A 14634-nucleotide genomic window follows, 5' to 3' on the forward strand; every position below is an offset into this window, starting at 1 on the left:
TGCAAACTTTCCAACTTGCAACTTTGTAAACGTGCTAACGTTCCAATTTGACAGAAGGCGATTTTGCATTTTTCAATTTGCATTCTGCATTCTGCATTGAGCCATTGCGCTTAACATTTGGATCTCCGTTAAAATTACTTTGACGAAGTCCTAGCGTGAAGAGTAAAGTGTTAAAAAAGACACGACTCCTCTTTATTTTATACAAACCCTTCTAACTTCCTTTATGTCAGTATAGCCTTTAAAGACCTTTTGAATACCATCTTGCTTTAAGGTAGTCATGCCGGCTAGAATGGCAGCTTTTCTTATTTCTTCAGTAGGGGCTTTTTTCTTAATGAGGGTTTTAATCTCATCATTATTTATAAGCAACTCATGAATCCCCATCCGTCCTTTGTAACCCGTGCCTCCACAAATATCACAACCTTTAGCCCGATAAAGGGTTAAATTTTTATTGTATTTTATGCCTGTGCGGTCAAAATATGCTTTACCATATTCCTCAACTATTTCCTCAAATTCTTCTTTACTGGGATGATAAGCTTCTTTACATCTACACAGGGTTCGCACCAGTCTTTGAGCTAGAATGCCCAAAAGAGAGTCTGAGAAATTGTGGGGGTCTAATTTCATTTCCAGTAATCTAGTTATGGTTTCAGGGGCACTGTTAGTATGAAGGGTAGAAAATACTAAGTGTCCAGTAAGAGAGGCCTCTATGCCAGTGAGGGCTGTTTCTTCGTCCCTCATTTCCCCAATCATGATTACATCTGGGTCGGCTCTTAAAAATGACCTCATGAGACGGGCAAAGGTAAGGCCTATTTTGGGATGGACTTCTACCTGTCTGAGACCAGGCTGGGTAATCTCTACTGGGTCTTCAGCTGTCCAGATTTTTCTATCAGGTGTATTTATGTAATATAAGGCAGAGTGCAAAGTAGTGGTTTTACCAGAACCCGTGGGTCCTACTACCAATACTAGACCATAAGGTTGAGAGACAATCTCTTTAAACTTCTTAAGATTTTCTTCAGACATACCTATTTCATTTAATTTTAGCGGAATTCCAGTGTGAAGCAATCTTAATACAGCATCTTCATTGCCACCTACCGTAGGTATAGTGGCTACACGCAATTCCAAAAGGGTTTTTCCTTTCTGCCTAAATTTTATCTTTCCATCCTGAGGAAGCCTTTTTTCAGCAATATCTAATTTGGACATAATTTTGATTCTAGAAATCACAGCTTTGGTAAAACTGTTTGGTATTTGAATATATGGCTGACAGACTCCATCAATCCTGAACCTGACCTGGGTAATCTTATTTGAAGGCGATGGCTCTATATGGATATCTGATGCCTTTTTCCGCCAGGCATCTAAAATCATTTGATTTACAAATTGAACTACCCGACTATCTGTTTCGTCAATCTCCTCTGTTTCTGAAACTAACTCTTCTTCTGTTATTCCCTCTTCTTCTACATCTGCTACTAAGTCTTGAATAGAACTTCCTCTTTGTTGTCCCCAAAAATAGTCCACGAAACTTTCTATATCTTCTTTGGTACTTACTACCAATTCAATATTTGGTGTCTGCAATAAATTTTTAATTATATCTACACGGGATAAGTCATGCGGGTTATCAATAGCTACTATTACCTTATTATTTTCCCTTTTTAGAGGAACCCAGTGATTATATTTTAAATATTGATACTTTAATTCCTTTATCAAATCCAAGGGGATAGGGATATTAGGGTCAAAGGAAACAAAAGGACAGCCAAAAAACAAAGAAAGGGCCTCTAAGATGTCTTTTTTACGAACCTTATATTTCTGCATAAGGATAAATTCAACACTTTTCTTTTCCTTTTCAGCCTCCGCTTGGGCCTTTTCTAAATCTTCTTTTTTAATAACACCTTTTTGAAGGAGATAATCAAATTTAGTGCCACTTTTTACTTTGGTAGATAAAGATTGTATTTTTTGTTTCAGGTCTGGAAATTGCTCCTTATTTTTAATTTGTTTCAAATAAGATAAGGCTTTGCCATAGATATTTATTCTTTCATATAAATTGGCTAATTTATATTTAATTTCCTCTTTTTTTTCAAAAGAAAGAGTGTCTTTACTGGTTAAAATTTCTTCTAAAAATTTAATAGCACTTAATTTTAAGCCTTGTTTTTCATAACAATAAACAATATTTGAAATGCAATCTTCTATTTTATAATCTGCATTAAGTGCCTTTTTAAATTCCTCTACTGCTTCTTTAAACAGCTTTATATCTTTTAACACCAAAGCCTTTTGGTATATTTCTGAAGGATTTTCTGATTCTAAAATAGGGAAGGGAACTACATTATCTTGGTCTTTGATATTATTTTCAATATTTTCAATTTTTTCTTCTAATAACTTCTTTTGAGCCTCAACTTCAGGAGTAACAGGCATTTCTTCCAGATTTTTTAGCAAGTTTATATAAATCTTCTTTGCATCAGTATATAGACCCTGCTCATAACAAACTTCAGCTTCTTTCAAAAGAGAGGCAAATTCAGTTTGGTCTAAAATATTTTCTCTTTCCACAGACATTATTTATTCCCCCTTTAAAAGATAAGCAGGATTGATCAAATAAGCCATACCTTTTGGGGTTTCAATTTCTGCTTCTATTTCTTTCTCCCCTATTTTATTACCTGTTTCAGAAAGATAAGGTTTTTCAAAAATCATTTTATTTAAAAATAAAATACCATATTTTCCATTATATTGCAACAAAACTGCCGTATTGTATACAGTGTCTTCTGTTTGCTCCCATGAGAGTTTTAATACAGGAACTTCTAGGTTTTTTAAATCCTTTTCTTTTAAATTTTTCAGCTCACCCTTCATATTCTTACTTAGTTTTCGCCAAAAAGACTTAAATTCCTTAAGCAAGATAGAATCTCTTTGAATGAGACTTTTGGCTTTCTTAGGAGAAACAGGATAAATGTTAGCTATATTATTTAGAGGTAAGGCTATTAGTTTTTCTTCTAAGGAAAAAACTAAAACATAAGGCCATGTTTCTGAAACAGGAAGTTCTTTGGTTTCTGACTCTTCAGGGATTTCTGTTTTTAATTCAGGTTGTGGTGGGGCTTCTTTAATTTGAGGTTTCTCTTCTATTGGTTCTGGTTCAACTTTTCTCTCTGAGACTGCTTCTTTTTGTTGAATAAAAATGTTTTCTAAGTGTGTAATCTTCTCTTTTAGCAAATCAAATTCTGACTTAAATGTTTCCATGATTACAAACTTAGCATTTATTTCTTCTATTTGTTTCAAAAAATCGGAAATTTTAGCATTAAGATGTTGAATCGGGCTAATAGTTTGTTCTACTTTACTTTCTAAAGTATCATTTAGAGATTGAATAAGTCCTTTCAGCATAGAAAAGCCTGTTTCTATTCTATTTGTTAATTCTTCAGGCACAGGAGTTGCTGCTGAAGCAACGGGTGTTTCTGGTTGAACCCGAGGCATTTCTGTCAGAGGACGTTCTTTAGCTTGGACTTCTGGTTTAATTTCACGAGTTTCTGTAGGCACCACTTCTTCGGGAGCAACTTCTGGAGGTTTTGGCGGCTTTGCTTCTTCGGCCTGTACAGCCTTTTTTATACTGGGTATTTTATCCCGTAACTGAATAAATAAAGTGTAAACTTTTCTTACCTTTTGCCTTTTTTCCCTTTCAGGCAAAGCAGTAGTATTTATTTCTTTGAATGTTTTAGCTATCTTACCTAATATATTAAGGGTATCTGATGGTGCTAACTCTTTTGAGATAGTAAGAAACTTAGTAATACTTCCCATCATAGCAAGTAAAATGTTACTAAATTTATCTGCATAAGCACCCTTTAACTCTTCAATAGTTTTCCTAAGGTTACTCAAATCCTTATCACTAAATTCCCAATCTAGACTTAAAATAGATTCTTCAAGCCGTGAAATACGAGGGTCAATTTCTGAAGGTGTCTCTGAAAAGAGCTCATCTATAGCGGAAAATGCCTCCTCTTCTATTTTTTTCAAATCCAATTCTTTTTCTTCTTTTTCTTCCATTTTTAAACCTCTTTTTAAAGAGTTATTTTCTATTTTATCTATAAAACCCCTTTATCTTAAGGTGTTTAATAATCTCCTCTACCTTTTTTTGCTTATGTCTGAGTTTTTTTTGAATCCTTTTTTCTTCTTTTGATACCTTTGTTTTTTCAATATGACATCTATCACATTCTATAGTAGGTACATCGGCTGGGAGATATATTTCCTTTATCCTTTTGTGGCAACCCCAACATTTCATATGATAGGCAATAGTAAGTTCTTGTTTGGTCTTGCCATGACAATCTGAACATTCCTGTACTTCTCTTTTAGGGGTCCAGATATTTTGGCCATTTTTATATAAGTGGTGACAAGAATTACATGTTACCTGGTATTCTTCAGCATGGAGTTCATGAGAAAACCAAACAGGAGGATGTCTGTATGGACCAAATTGTTCAAATTTGGAATCTCTTATCTCTAATAACTCAACTGGGGGTTTTTGTTGGGCATATACTTGTACCACAATCAGGACAATTGCAGATATTAGCAATATAAAATAATATTTTCTCATTTTTTCCCCTTTTATAAAGTTGTCCTCCTTTGTAATCTTTGAATGGCCTTTCTCAAGCTTACCTGCATTCTCCTTAAGGCATCAGCCAAATCCCCAATTTCATCAGTAGAAGTGATTTCAATAGGAACATTTAGTTCGCCTAAACTAATTCTGTTTGCTACATCAGTTAAGTGCAAAACAGGCTTGGTCATTCGCATAGCAAAGACAATGGCTAAAGAGATTACTATTACTATAGTAACAATTCCACCCAAAAAGAATTCCCATAAAAACCTTTTTTGAGTTGAAACAAGGATAGATTTTAATTCTTTTAAGGGAGCTTCTATTTCTTTAGTATAAATGGCAGTTGCTACCATTAAGGGTGTATTGGGAATAGGCATAACTACCATGAATTTTCTTTCTATCCGCCCATCTGGTTCTTTCCAAAAATAGTAACCTCTACTAAAACGTTCTCCTGATTTTGGCCCTTGAACGATACGCCAAAAATCAGGGTTTTTCTTGGCCATGGATGTCAATTCTGTCCCAACCAACTTGGGATTGGGATGTAAAAAATAGGTTATTTTCCCTGCTTCTTTCATAAGCAAAAATGAATAACCAGTCTTTCCTACTGTTTGAACGCCATTTTGAAGAAGCACAGGGTCGTATTGCCACTCATCCCAATTAACTTTCCCTCTGGTTTTTCTTGTTATTTGTGTTTGGAAATATAGTTGAATCATTTTCATGATGTCTTCAGCCTTTTGCTCTACCAAGACTTCAGCCGAACTTCTTAAACTTTGTTCTGCTTGGATGGATGCAAATTGATTTATTTTAGTGATGTGATAATAACCTGCACCAGTAGCTAATAATAAAGGAATAATAGAAATGGCTAAAAATACTAAAATGAACTTTGTTCTAAGACTCATAACTTCCTCCTATTCCTATATGCGTTTTAATATTTCTAGCATCTTTTTTTGAAAAATTATTTTTTTATTTGGGTCATCAATTTCTTTTGAAATGCGTTCAAGAATAATAGAAATCTTATCATAAGGAAATCTTTCTTTTATCTCTTCTAAGTTTTCTATTTCATCATCAATCACAGCCTCAGCAATAGGTCCAATAAGGGTAGCTAGTTCGGTCTTTAAGGTTTTCCAGAAGAGGGGGGGGATATATTTTTGTTCTTTTTCTTGTGGCATTATTTCTTCTTTATCTTGAAGTTTAGCCAATCCCTGCTTTTCTAATTTATTAGCTATTTTAAATACCTGGTTGATATCCATCCCAATTTCCTTAGCAATTTTAGACAGACTTAGTTGTTTTTGACTTAAGGCAATAACCATCCACTCTTGGGGTTGTAAACTTACTTCCTTTCCTTTAGGAATCAAAGAAAGGACTTTGTTTTGCAATGCTCTTGTTGAAACACTAGCTTGTAATTCTGTATTAAGTTTTTCTAAAATACTTTTTGTGTCTTCATCAAAGTGACGTTGAGATGTGGTCAGTTCATCTTGAAAGCTAAAATCGCCTTGAGTTAAGGCTGTTAATTTCAAAAGGGCTTCATACCCCTTTTTTTCTTCAAAGTTGGCTGCATATATTTCTCCTCGCTTTAAAAAGACAAAACCCTGTTCTTTGTCTGTTTTAAGCGATAATCTCCCAGAATGCTTAGCTTTAGTTAATAAAGACAATAGGTCTATTACATTTATTTGACTAAGGTTTCCTTTTAATACCTCTACCATCTGTTTTTACCAAAACTTCAATTTTTTTAAACCCTTACTTTTTCTAGATACCCATTCATTTAATGTTACTGTTACTTCCATACGCAATAAGGCTAAAGGAATATCTCTTTTTACCCAGATCACTATCCAATCTTTATTTACTTTTTTAAAAAGAAGAAAATCAGATTCAAATACACAACCAACTTCTTCTTTAAACATTCTATCCTCAAAAAGCTTAGATAATTTAGGTAAAATATCTTTTAATTGTCTGGTGGTATTTATATCCAGAGGGATATTTAAAAATTCTTTAATTTTTTTATTATTCCACCACCAAACCCCCTTTACCTTATCCATACTTGCCATTTTTCTCAAAGCTTCTTCCATTTCAAATTCCCAAGAGAGAAGATAAACCTGTGTTTTCTATAAAGATTTTATATTTTTGTTTTAAATAACTTGCTTCTTGAACTATCTTTTTCTCTAAATCCTTGTTGTGTTTAATTATTTCTGTACACACTTCTTTCAAGGCTTCTAATAACTCTTTTTCTGAGGCATCTCCATAAAAAGCAATTTTTCCTTCTTTATATTCAAATTCATTGGCAAATGGGTCTAAAAAGGGATACTTCTCAGCCTTTTCTACACCCTTTTGACGCCATAAAAGGGAAAAATTTTTTTCACCTATAATTTTCTCCAATACAGCTAGATATTCTTGAAAAAAATTGGTGATGTTCTCTAAATTTATGTTTGTGGATATTTGTTCTAAAGGTAATTTATAAACATTAAAAACAGCTTCTGAAGTACGTTCTGTAATCTCAGGAAGATGAGCTTCTCCTTTTTCAAATAACCAATTTTTCCAAGAACTACAAGTCCCTATTACTATCCCATTTTGAAAATAGATAAAACTTTTTTCATTTCCAGAGAGGATGATTTCAGCCCAGCCGGTTATTTCTTCTCTTTTTAATTTATGTAAAAGTCTGATCAAATCTGTGAAATCAGTGCTCAAATTGGGATAAAGGATTTCTGCAGTTACTAAATTAGCCCAAAAGGGAGCTGTTTCTTCAGGGAGGCGATAAACATTAACAATTCCCTCATTAATATTACTTAATATTCCTTCTAAAGATAAAAATTTATACTCGTTATTAAGTATTTCAAAAGTATTAATGACTTGGCCATGGTCTAAAAAAATCAAGCATTCTTTTTCTGAAGTCTTAATTTGAATATAGCCTGTAAATAAATCATTCTTTAGAAAATTAATAAAATTACTTAGATTCAAATAAGAAGTATGAAGATTTTCATGGTAAACTTCAAATTGGGGTAAAAACAAACTTAATCCTCCTTAACAATTTCTTTGATTTTAAAAATAAGTTCTTCTAATCCTACATGGGGGAGTAAGTTGATTTTTATTATGCCTTTACTTGTTTTTAAGAATAAACAAAAATGATTATTATCTTTACTCCATAAACACTCCACTTTCCCTCCTTCTAAAAGTTGACCTGTTTTAGAAAAAAGTAGATAAATTTCTTCAAAAAAAAATTCCTCTTCAACCTGAGATACCTTCCCTGCAAGTTTTTTCTCAATACTTTCCAAATAATTTTTTGTCTCATCCTGTTGTCTAACTGCTTCTAAAAATAGATACTCATAAGGAAGATCAATCTCCTGTTCAGGGAAGGAAACATTGTTTTCAAACAAGAATTCTCCTTTTTTTAAACTTATCAATTTATAAAAGGCCTTTTCTCCTTTTACATTGCCCATGTGAGCGGCGATTATTTGTCCGTTTTTCAAAAAAATCTCTCCTATTTTAGTTTTATCGTTATATAAAGATAAACATCCGCTCTTTTTTTCTTGATAACAGAGTTGTATCACAGTGGACACTGAGATAATATCTATGTCACCTTTTAACATAATTTTATATTAAGCCAAATTCCACTTGCTTTTTGAGCCAGAGAGATTTCACATCTAAAGCAGGAAAGTTTCCTTCTGATGTTTCTATCTTATCTTCCATCTTCCTGCCCTTGATTACTTCCTTTAAGGGCTGATTTACAAATATAACTCCATAATTTTCCATATCTGGAATTTTTACTACCACAGCAGCATGGTATTCTCCTTCAGTATCCGTTTCGGGTTGGAGCACATTAAGAAACATATTTTCTAATTCGCCCTTTTTCTTTTCTTTCAACTCTCCTGTAAGTCCCTTAGTAATAGGATTTAAAAAACTCCCAATTTGACCAAATTTAATTAAAGGTTTTTGCACTAATTTTTTTGCTTTTTTTGAAGAAATTTTATACACATTTATTACTACTTCAGTAGGAAGAGCAAATCTTTCTTCACCTATACCTATAAGGTAAAAAGGAACTTCTTCTATTTCTTCAGTTTCTGAGGTTTCTGGTAATTTAATAGGAGTTTCTTCTGGAGATGGAATCCTTTCAGAACTAGCTATTAATCTCTGTAAGATTCTTTGATTTTCTTCAATTTTAATGTTTATTTCGTGCAACTTAGTTTCTACTGTTTCTATTATTTTTTCGGTCAAGACTTTTATTTCTTTAGGCCTTTCACTGGGGGTTTCTGAAAAAGTAGGGGAGGGGGATTGGGTCTTTAAATCCTGATACTGCCTATAAAAATCCTGAATTAAGCCTTCCTTTTCCGAAGGTTTTGTCTCAGAAGAAAGAATTAAAGGTAACTTATCTGTCATAGTGGTAAATAACTCAGAAATATTTTCAAATTTCAATAGAGCCCTGGTCATGTTTTCAAGCATTTTTAAATAAGTTTGGGTGTGTTTATCTACCCTAGAAAACAACTCTTTACAATCAGATATAATTTCTTCACCTAGAGTTTTGTCTTTAGACTGAATAAAACTTTCTAATTTCTCCTGAAATGAAGAAGGTAAAGATTCTTTTTGAGTTGTTTCTTCTACCAAAATATCTTGAAAAGAAGCAACTTCCTCATTTAATTCTTTCTCCCATTCTTCTAAAGAAATTTCTGGGGATTTTTCTTTTTTATCCATCTCAGCCTCCTGCGACTTTTACCATTCCTTTCGGAAAGATAAGCTTTCTAATTACTGACTGAATGGTAAGTTTTGCCGCTGTTTTTAAGGTTTCAAATACATTATAACCTGTCAGGGCACTAGCAGGAAAAGATGGTGCTTTAAGTTCTGCATTTAAATCGTTCTCTAAAGTATCTATATCTAATAAAGGTATACCATTTTCAGCTAAGTCTCTTTTATTCCACTGGAATACTAGAGGTATATCCTCCAACCTTAAATTGTGATAAGCTAAATTTTTTTTCAGATTTTCTAGGCTTTCTATATTAGCCTCCCTCCTTGCTAAAATAGAATCCGCAGTAAAAATAAGCCCATCTACTCCTTTTAACACTAATTTTCTAGTCGCGTCATAGATTACTTGGCCCGGGGTAGTATAAATCTGGAGCTTTAAATCAAGACCGTGTATCTTACCCAATTCTATGGGAAAAAAATCGAAAAAAAGTGTTCTATCTCCTTTAGTATTTATAGTAATTAATTTACTAGTCAATCTATCTTTTAGTTTTTCCTGAAGCTTGTTATAGATATACACTAAATTTGTGGTTTTCCCACTTCTCCCAGGGCCGTAATATACAATTTTGACTTGAATTATCCTTTCTTTCAAATTGACCAAGGCCATAGATTTTTTATTCCTCTAACAACCTTTGGATTTCCTTCTTAATACTTTCTACCTTCAGACGAAGTAATCCCAGTGAAACATAGGGTTTAAAAAGAACAATAAGTAGTATCTCAGGAGATATTCTAGTAAAATGAATATTTTCTTTCTGTCCACGATGAAATAAAAGAGAAAATTCTTCTTCGCCTATAAGACGAGCAATCTCTTTAGTAGCCGCAAAATTAGCCGCAGCCAATACTGCCAGACTGGTAGCATCTACAGCCCCTTCTCCATTTTTGCAAATAAGATTACCTGCCATATCTGTAAGAAGGGTATAGCTTGCTCCTCCTTCCTTTATCAGTTTGGTTAAAAGGCCTCCTAACTGGCTTAACTTATCTTCTTCTAAAACTAAATTCATATCAAAACCCCTTATTTTTCATACTCCATTTGTATTTTTAAGTCAAGCCTGCAAGTTACCAAAGATTATGTCGGATAATAAATATTATGTCAAATTTAGTTACCAAGTGGCGGGGGCAGTTTATACTCAAAGAGACGGTTGACAAAATGTAGTTTTTCACTCTAAATTTAGGAGTCATAAATTAAAAGGGAGTGCAACATGAAAAAAATACAAAAGAGAATGTATTATTTATTTGTCTTGGGAGTTTTTTTATGTGAAAGTTGTACCACCACAAAAACTATATTTGTTCCCCCTCTGAAAAAGGAACCTACTGTTTATCAAATCTATCAAGTTGTTCTGGATACCTTTCAAGATTTAGCAGTGCCGGTTGAATTTCAAGACCCTCCTTATTCCTTAGAAACTTCTTGGATATATTGGCCACCTAGTGCATACAACAAAATTTTGGGGTTTCCTCTTACCTGGTGGAAATACCGGGTAATAACTAGTGAAAAAACAATTATATTAGAAGCCAAAGGACGGGGATTTAGTTTAACTACCCTATTTTTAGTGAATTTTATACCTGCTCCGGTTAGCTGGATAAGCAAGATGTTGGAAGATAATTTAAAGGCTTTAGATATAAATATTGAAACCCGTATAATCTTTAACTAAATTAGAGAAAAATATGTCTATTTCTCGGAAAATTCAGGGTTTTATAGAATCTGCCTCCTGGATTAGGAAGATGTTTGAAGATGGTGCCTATTTAAAACAAAAATATGGGGCTGAAAATGTATTTGATTTTAGTTTAGGAAATCCTCATTTAGAGCCCCCTGAAGAATTTTATATTGCCTTAAAAGAAGAATCAGAAATTCATAGGCCTCTTCAACATGGCTATATGCCAAATGCTGGTTTTTGGGAAACTAGAGAAGCCATTGCTAATTATCTTACCCAGGAACACCATATAGAGTTCTCTCCTCATGAAATAATAATGACTTGTGGTGCTGCTGGGGCATTAAATGTTATCTTAAAATCCATTTTGGAGCCAGGAGAAAAAGTCATTGTCCCTCTACCTTATTTTGTGGAATATAAGTTTTACATTGATAATCATGGTGGAATAATAAAAACTATACCTACCAAAGAAACATTTGATCTAGATATAGAAGCCATTGAGAAACATTTAGATTTAAATACTAAGGCCATTTTGGTTAACTCTCCTAATAATCCTACAGGACAAATTTATCCCGAAGATACTTTAAAAGAACTGGCTGATTTACTTTATCAGCATAAAGAAAAATATAATCGTATTGTCTATCTTATTATGGATGAACCATACCGAAAATTGATTTATGACAATGAAAAATTACCTAATATATTTCAAATTTATTCAGAGACTATATTAGCCACTTCCTTTTCCAAAGACCTTTCTTTAGCTGGAGAAAGAATTGGTTATTTAGGCATTCACCCTCAAGCTACATATAAAAAAGAGCTTATAGAAGCAGCCATTTTAGCCAATCGGATATTAGGATTTGTCAACGCCCCTGCATTGATGCAAAGAGTAATCAAACATATTTTAAATACTTCAGTAGACATAGAGCGCTATAAACGCAACCGGGATTTTTTATGTAATGGCCTTGCTGAGTGTGGTTTTTCTTTTCTACTTCCTAAGGGTGCCTTTTATGTATTTCCTAAAACCCCTATTGCTGATGATATAACTTTTGTAAAGGCATTACAAAAAGAACTTATCCTGGCTGTCCCTGGGAGTGGTTTTGGTGCACCAGGATACTTCCGCCTGGCCTTTTGTGTAGAGGAAAAAGTAATAGAAAATGCCCTTCCCCATTTTCGGAAAATAGCCAAGGAATTTGGGCTGTCAAAATAATGTCAAAGGTCAAAACTCAAATGAAAGACAATAGACAGTAGACACCAGGAAATATCTATAGTCCACTTTTACCCTTGTAGACTTTGGTGCAACCTGTATCTCTGAAAATGTTGCTATAATTGTAATAATAGTTAAGAAAATGCTACAATAAAAAAATGAAAAAAGTAATAGTAGCCCTAAGTGGAGGAATGGACAGTGCAGTTACTGGGTATTTACTTAAACAAAGGGGTTATGAAGTTAAGGCGGTGTTTTTAAGATTAACGGATAATTATCCCCCCTACCCTCCATCGGCTATTGCCCAGTTTTTAGGAATTCCTTATACAGAGCTTGATTTAAGAGAAGATTTTAAAAAATTAATTATTGAACCATTTGTCAAATTTTACCTTTGTGGAAAAACACCAAATCCCTGCATCTGGTGCAATCAAAAGATTAAGTTTGGGATTTTACTGGATAAAGTTAAAAAAATGGGCGCAGATTATTTAGCTACTGGCCATTATGCTAGAAAAATCTATCAAAAAGGAAGATACCTCCTTTTAAAGGGTATAGACAGGAAAAAAGAGCAATCCTATTTTTTATTTTATATCTCTCAGACGCAATTATCCCATATTTTATGGCCATTAGGGGAATTATCCAGAAATAAAGTTGAAAATATTGCTTCAAATATCGGATTTTATATTAATAAATTTAAGGAAAGCCAGGAAATTTGTTTTATTCCTGATAATAATTACCGATTATTTTTAGAAAACTACGCTAGAGATAAATTAGATAGATTAAAGGATAGGGGGGAAATCGTTAATGAACAAGGAAAGATTTTGGGGAAACATAGAGGTTTTTGGCGCTATACTATCGGGCAAAGACATGGTATTGGGGTTTGCAGTAAAAAACCATATTATGTAAAAAAAATAGATGCAGAGAAAAACTTACTTATTGTAGCCCCTCGCCCTGCTCTATTTTTTAAAGAGGCTATAGTAGAAAAACCAAATTTTTTCCCATTTGATTATTTGAAATCAGTTTTAGAGGTTTCCGTTAAAATTCGCTATAGACAGGAGGAGACACCAGCAATAATCCAACCTTTAAATAAAGAGTTAATTAGGGTAGTATTTAAAAAGCCTCAATTTGCAGTAACACCTGGTCAGGCAGCCGTATTTTATCAAGGAGACATTTGTGTAGGAGGTGGCCTAATAAAATCTGCCCAATGAATATAGCCATTTTTACTATAGGTTGTAAAGTTAATCAGTATGAATCTGATTCCCTGGCTAGTTTGTTTAAGAAAAAAGGCTATAGTATAATTGATAACATAGAAAAGGCTCATATTTGTATAGTTAATACTTGCACTGTAACCCACCGGGCAGATTATGATAGCCGGCGTCTTTTGCGTCAAATAATCAAAAAAAATCCCCAGGCTATTTGCGTTGCAACTGGTTGTTACGCTCAAATAGCTTATAAAAAATTGGCTCAAATAAAGGGGATTGATTATATCGTTGGAAACAAAGAAAAGGCAGAATTAATAAAACTTTTGCCTTATTTAAAAAAACAATCTTTTCCCCAAATATTAGTGGAGAAAAATCCTACCACTTTAGATACTTTAGTTTGTTTTCCTCCTTCTGATGGAGACACTATAAAACGAACTCGGGCCTATTTAAAAATTCAAGATGGTTGTGATGCCTTTTGCAGCTATTGCATTGTGCCTTATGCCAGGGGAAGGGCTAGAAGTCTAAGTCCTGAAGAAGTAATAAAACATATTTATTACCTACAAAATCAAGGATTTAAAGAGCTTGTGCTTTGTGGTATCCATTTAGGAGAATATGGGAAAGACCTTTCTCCACCTATTTCTTTTTTATCGCTCTTAAAACTACTTAAAGACCAGGGATTGAATTTACGTATACGGTTAAGTTCAATGAATCCTGCCGAAATTAATTACCAATTTATAGAGTTATTTGAAAATTGGCCAAATCTTTGTCCCCATTTACATATTTCCCTTCAAAGTGGCTCTGAGAACATACTTCAGAAAATGGGGAGACCTTATACCATAGATAAATTTAAAGAAATTGTGTTGGATTTAAAATACAGTTTTCCCTACCTTGCCATTGGTGTAGACATTATTGTAGGTTTCCCAGGAGAAACAGAAAGAGACTTCTTGCAAACCTATAATTTAATAAAAGAAATGCCTGTATCTTACTGCCATATCTTTTCTTATTCTGATAGGCCTGGAACAAAAAGTGCAAAAATGAAAGAAAAAGTGCCATTAGAAATTATTAAAAAAAGAGTTAAAGCACTTAGACAATTAGATAAAAATAAAAGAGCCCAATTTTTTAAAGAAAATATGGGAAGAACAGTTCAGGTATTAATTGAACAAAAAGTGGATGGTTTTTCTAAGGGACATAGTGAAAATTATATTTCTGTTTATATGGAGGAAAAAACCGAAATAAATCAAATCATTCCGGTTAAACTCATTGATTACTTTCATGATGGAGTATATGGAAAGATACACAAGGGTGAATAAT

The 14634-nt window shown here is 33.4% G+C and carries 15 protein-coding genes; 4 read left to right on the forward strand and 11 right to left on the reverse strand.

Features of this window, described 5'->3' with window-relative positions; genetic code table 11:
- Positions 1-192 precede the first annotated feature (192 nt).
- The 11 genes from HS1_RS00605 to HS1_RS00655 are packed head-to-tail and all read right to left on the reverse strand — an operon-like array spanning position 193 to position 10278.
- Complete coding sequence (locus tag HS1_RS00605) at positions 193-2538, reverse strand: ATPase, T2SS/T4P/T4SS family (RefSeq protein ID WP_172793623.1); 2346 nt, start codon at positions 2536-2538, stop codon at positions 193-195.
- Between the two features lie 3 nt (positions 2539-2541).
- On the reverse strand, positions 2542-4008 hold the full coding sequence (locus tag HS1_RS00610; RefSeq protein ID WP_066060249.1) for a hypothetical protein: 1467 nt from the start codon (positions 4006-4008) through the stop codon (positions 2542-2544).
- Between the two features lie 34 nt (positions 4009-4042).
- Positions 4043-4552, reverse strand: coding sequence for a cytochrome c3 family protein (locus HS1_RS00615; protein ID WP_066060250.1), 510 nt, complete (start codon positions 4550-4552; stop codon positions 4043-4045).
- Between the two features lie 11 nt (positions 4553-4563).
- Positions 4564-5451 (reverse strand): HAMP domain-containing protein, encoded by an 888-nt coding sequence (locus HS1_RS00620; RefSeq protein WP_066060251.1) that lies wholly within the window; start codon positions 5449-5451, stop codon positions 4564-4566.
- 15 nt (positions 5452-5466) lie between these two features.
- Complete coding sequence (locus HS1_RS00625) at positions 5467-6255, reverse strand: DUF4388 domain-containing protein (protein WP_066060252.1); 789 nt, start codon at positions 6253-6255, stop codon at positions 5467-5469.
- 6 nt (positions 6256-6261) lie between these two features.
- Positions 6262-6618 carry a hypothetical protein gene (locus HS1_RS00630; protein WP_066060253.1) on the reverse strand — a complete coding sequence of 119 codons (357 nt, stop codon included), beginning with the start codon at positions 6616-6618 and terminating at the stop codon, positions 6262-6264.
- A gap of 1 nt (position 6619) precedes the next feature.
- Positions 6620-7555 (reverse strand): hypothetical protein, encoded by a 936-nt coding sequence (locus tag HS1_RS00635; RefSeq protein WP_066060254.1) that lies wholly within the window; start codon positions 7553-7555, stop codon positions 6620-6622.
- A gap of 2 nt (positions 7556-7557) precedes the next feature.
- The gene (locus HS1_RS00640; RefSeq protein WP_066060255.1) at positions 7558-8133 is read right to left on the reverse strand and encodes a DUF4388 domain-containing protein; all 576 of its coding nucleotides are present in this window, start codon (positions 8131-8133) and stop codon (positions 7558-7560) included.
- A 4-nt stretch (positions 8134-8137) separates the two neighbouring features.
- The gene (locus tag HS1_RS00645; protein WP_066060256.1) at positions 8138-9232 is read right to left on the reverse strand and encodes a hypothetical protein; all 1095 of its coding nucleotides are present in this window, start codon (positions 9230-9232) and stop codon (positions 8138-8140) included.
- Between the two features lies 1 nt (position 9233).
- Positions 9234-9884, reverse strand: coding sequence for a GTP-binding protein (locus HS1_RS00650; protein WP_066060257.1), 651 nt, complete (start codon positions 9882-9884; stop codon positions 9234-9236).
- Positions 9885-9891: 7 nt separating this feature from the next.
- Positions 9892-10278 carry a roadblock/LC7 domain-containing protein gene (locus HS1_RS00655; RefSeq protein WP_066060258.1) on the reverse strand — a complete coding sequence of 129 codons (387 nt, stop codon included), beginning with the start codon at positions 10276-10278 and terminating at the stop codon, positions 9892-9894.
- 198 nt (positions 10279-10476) lie between these two features.
- On the opposite strand from HS1_RS00655, the gene HS1_RS00660 reads away from it, so the two are divergent.
- The 4 genes from HS1_RS00660 to mtaB all read left to right on the forward strand — a co-directional run bounded on the left by HS1_RS00660 (position 10477) and on the right by mtaB (position 14633).
- A complete protein-coding gene (locus HS1_RS00660) occupies positions 10477-10926 on the forward strand; it encodes a hypothetical protein (RefSeq protein ID WP_066060259.1) in 450 nt (149 codons plus the stop codon).
- A 13-nt stretch (positions 10927-10939) separates the two neighbouring features.
- The gene (locus HS1_RS00665) at positions 10940-12130 is read left to right on the forward strand and encodes a pyridoxal phosphate-dependent aminotransferase (RefSeq protein ID WP_066060260.1); all 1191 of its coding nucleotides are present in this window, start codon (positions 10940-10942) and stop codon (positions 12128-12130) included.
- Positions 12131-12285: 155 nt separating this feature from the next.
- A complete protein-coding gene (mnmA, locus tag HS1_RS00670; RefSeq protein WP_066060261.1) occupies positions 12286-13329 on the forward strand; it encodes a tRNA 2-thiouridine(34) synthase MnmA in 1044 nt (347 codons plus the stop codon).
- Positions 13326-14633 (forward strand): tRNA (N(6)-L-threonylcarbamoyladenosine(37)-C(2))-methylthiotransferase MtaB, encoded by a 1308-nt coding sequence (gene mtaB, locus HS1_RS00675; RefSeq protein ID WP_066060262.1) that lies wholly within the window; start codon positions 13326-13328, stop codon positions 14631-14633. Before mnmA ends, mtaB begins: the two co-directional genes overlap by 4 nt.
- Position 14634: the final 1 nt, after the last annotated feature.

It is taken from the genome of Candidatus Desulfofervidus auxilii, from assembly GCF_001577525.1.
Taxonomy (GTDB): Bacteria; Desulfobacterota; Desulfofervidia; order Desulfofervidales; family Desulfofervidaceae; genus Desulfofervidus; species Desulfofervidus auxilii.

Coding starts and splice junctions, on each gene's coding strand:
- HS1_RS00630 (WP_066060253.1), bottom strand. CDS start 6,618: ATGGAAGAAGCTTTGAGAAAAATGGCAAGTATGGATAAGGTAAAGGGG.
- mnmA (WP_066060261.1), top strand. CDS start 12,286: ATGAAAAAAGTAATAGTAGCCCTAAGTGGAGGAATGGACAGTGCAGTT.
- HS1_RS00655 (WP_066060258.1), bottom strand. CDS start 10,278: ATGAATTTAGTTTTAGAAGAAGATAAGTTAAGCCAGTTAGGAGGCCTT.
- HS1_RS00605 (WP_172793623.1), bottom strand. CDS start 2,538: ATGTCTGTGGAAAGAGAAAATATTTTAGACCAAACTGAATTTGCCTCT.
- HS1_RS00640 (WP_066060255.1), bottom strand. CDS start 8,133: ATGTTAAAAGGTGACATAGATATTATCTCAGTGTCCACTGTGATACAA.
- HS1_RS00665 (WP_066060260.1), top strand. CDS start 10,940: ATGTCTATTTCTCGGAAAATTCAGGGTTTTATAGAATCTGCCTCCTGG.
- HS1_RS00645 (WP_066060256.1), bottom strand. CDS start 9,232: ATGGATAAAAAAGAAAAATCCCCAGAAATTTCTTTAGAAGAATGGGAG.
- HS1_RS00615 (WP_066060250.1), bottom strand. CDS start 4,552: ATGAGAAAATATTATTTTATATTGCTAATATCTGCAATTGTCCTGATT.
- HS1_RS00610 (WP_066060249.1), bottom strand. CDS start 4,008: ATGGAAGAAAAAGAAGAAAAAGAATTGGATTTGAAAAAAATAGAAGAG.
- HS1_RS00650 (WP_066060257.1), bottom strand. CDS start 9,884: ATGGCCTTGGTCAATTTGAAAGAAAGGATAATTCAAGTCAAAATTGTA.
- HS1_RS00625 (WP_066060252.1), bottom strand. CDS start 6,255: ATGGTAGAGGTATTAAAAGGAAACCTTAGTCAAATAAATGTAATAGAC.
- HS1_RS00660 (WP_066060259.1), top strand. CDS start 10,477: ATGAAAAAAATACAAAAGAGAATGTATTATTTATTTGTCTTGGGAGTT.
- HS1_RS00620 (WP_066060251.1), bottom strand. CDS start 5,451: ATGAGTCTTAGAACAAAGTTCATTTTAGTATTTTTAGCCATTTCTATT.
- mtaB (WP_066060262.1), top strand. CDS start 13,326: ATGAATATAGCCATTTTTACTATAGGTTGTAAAGTTAATCAGTATGAA.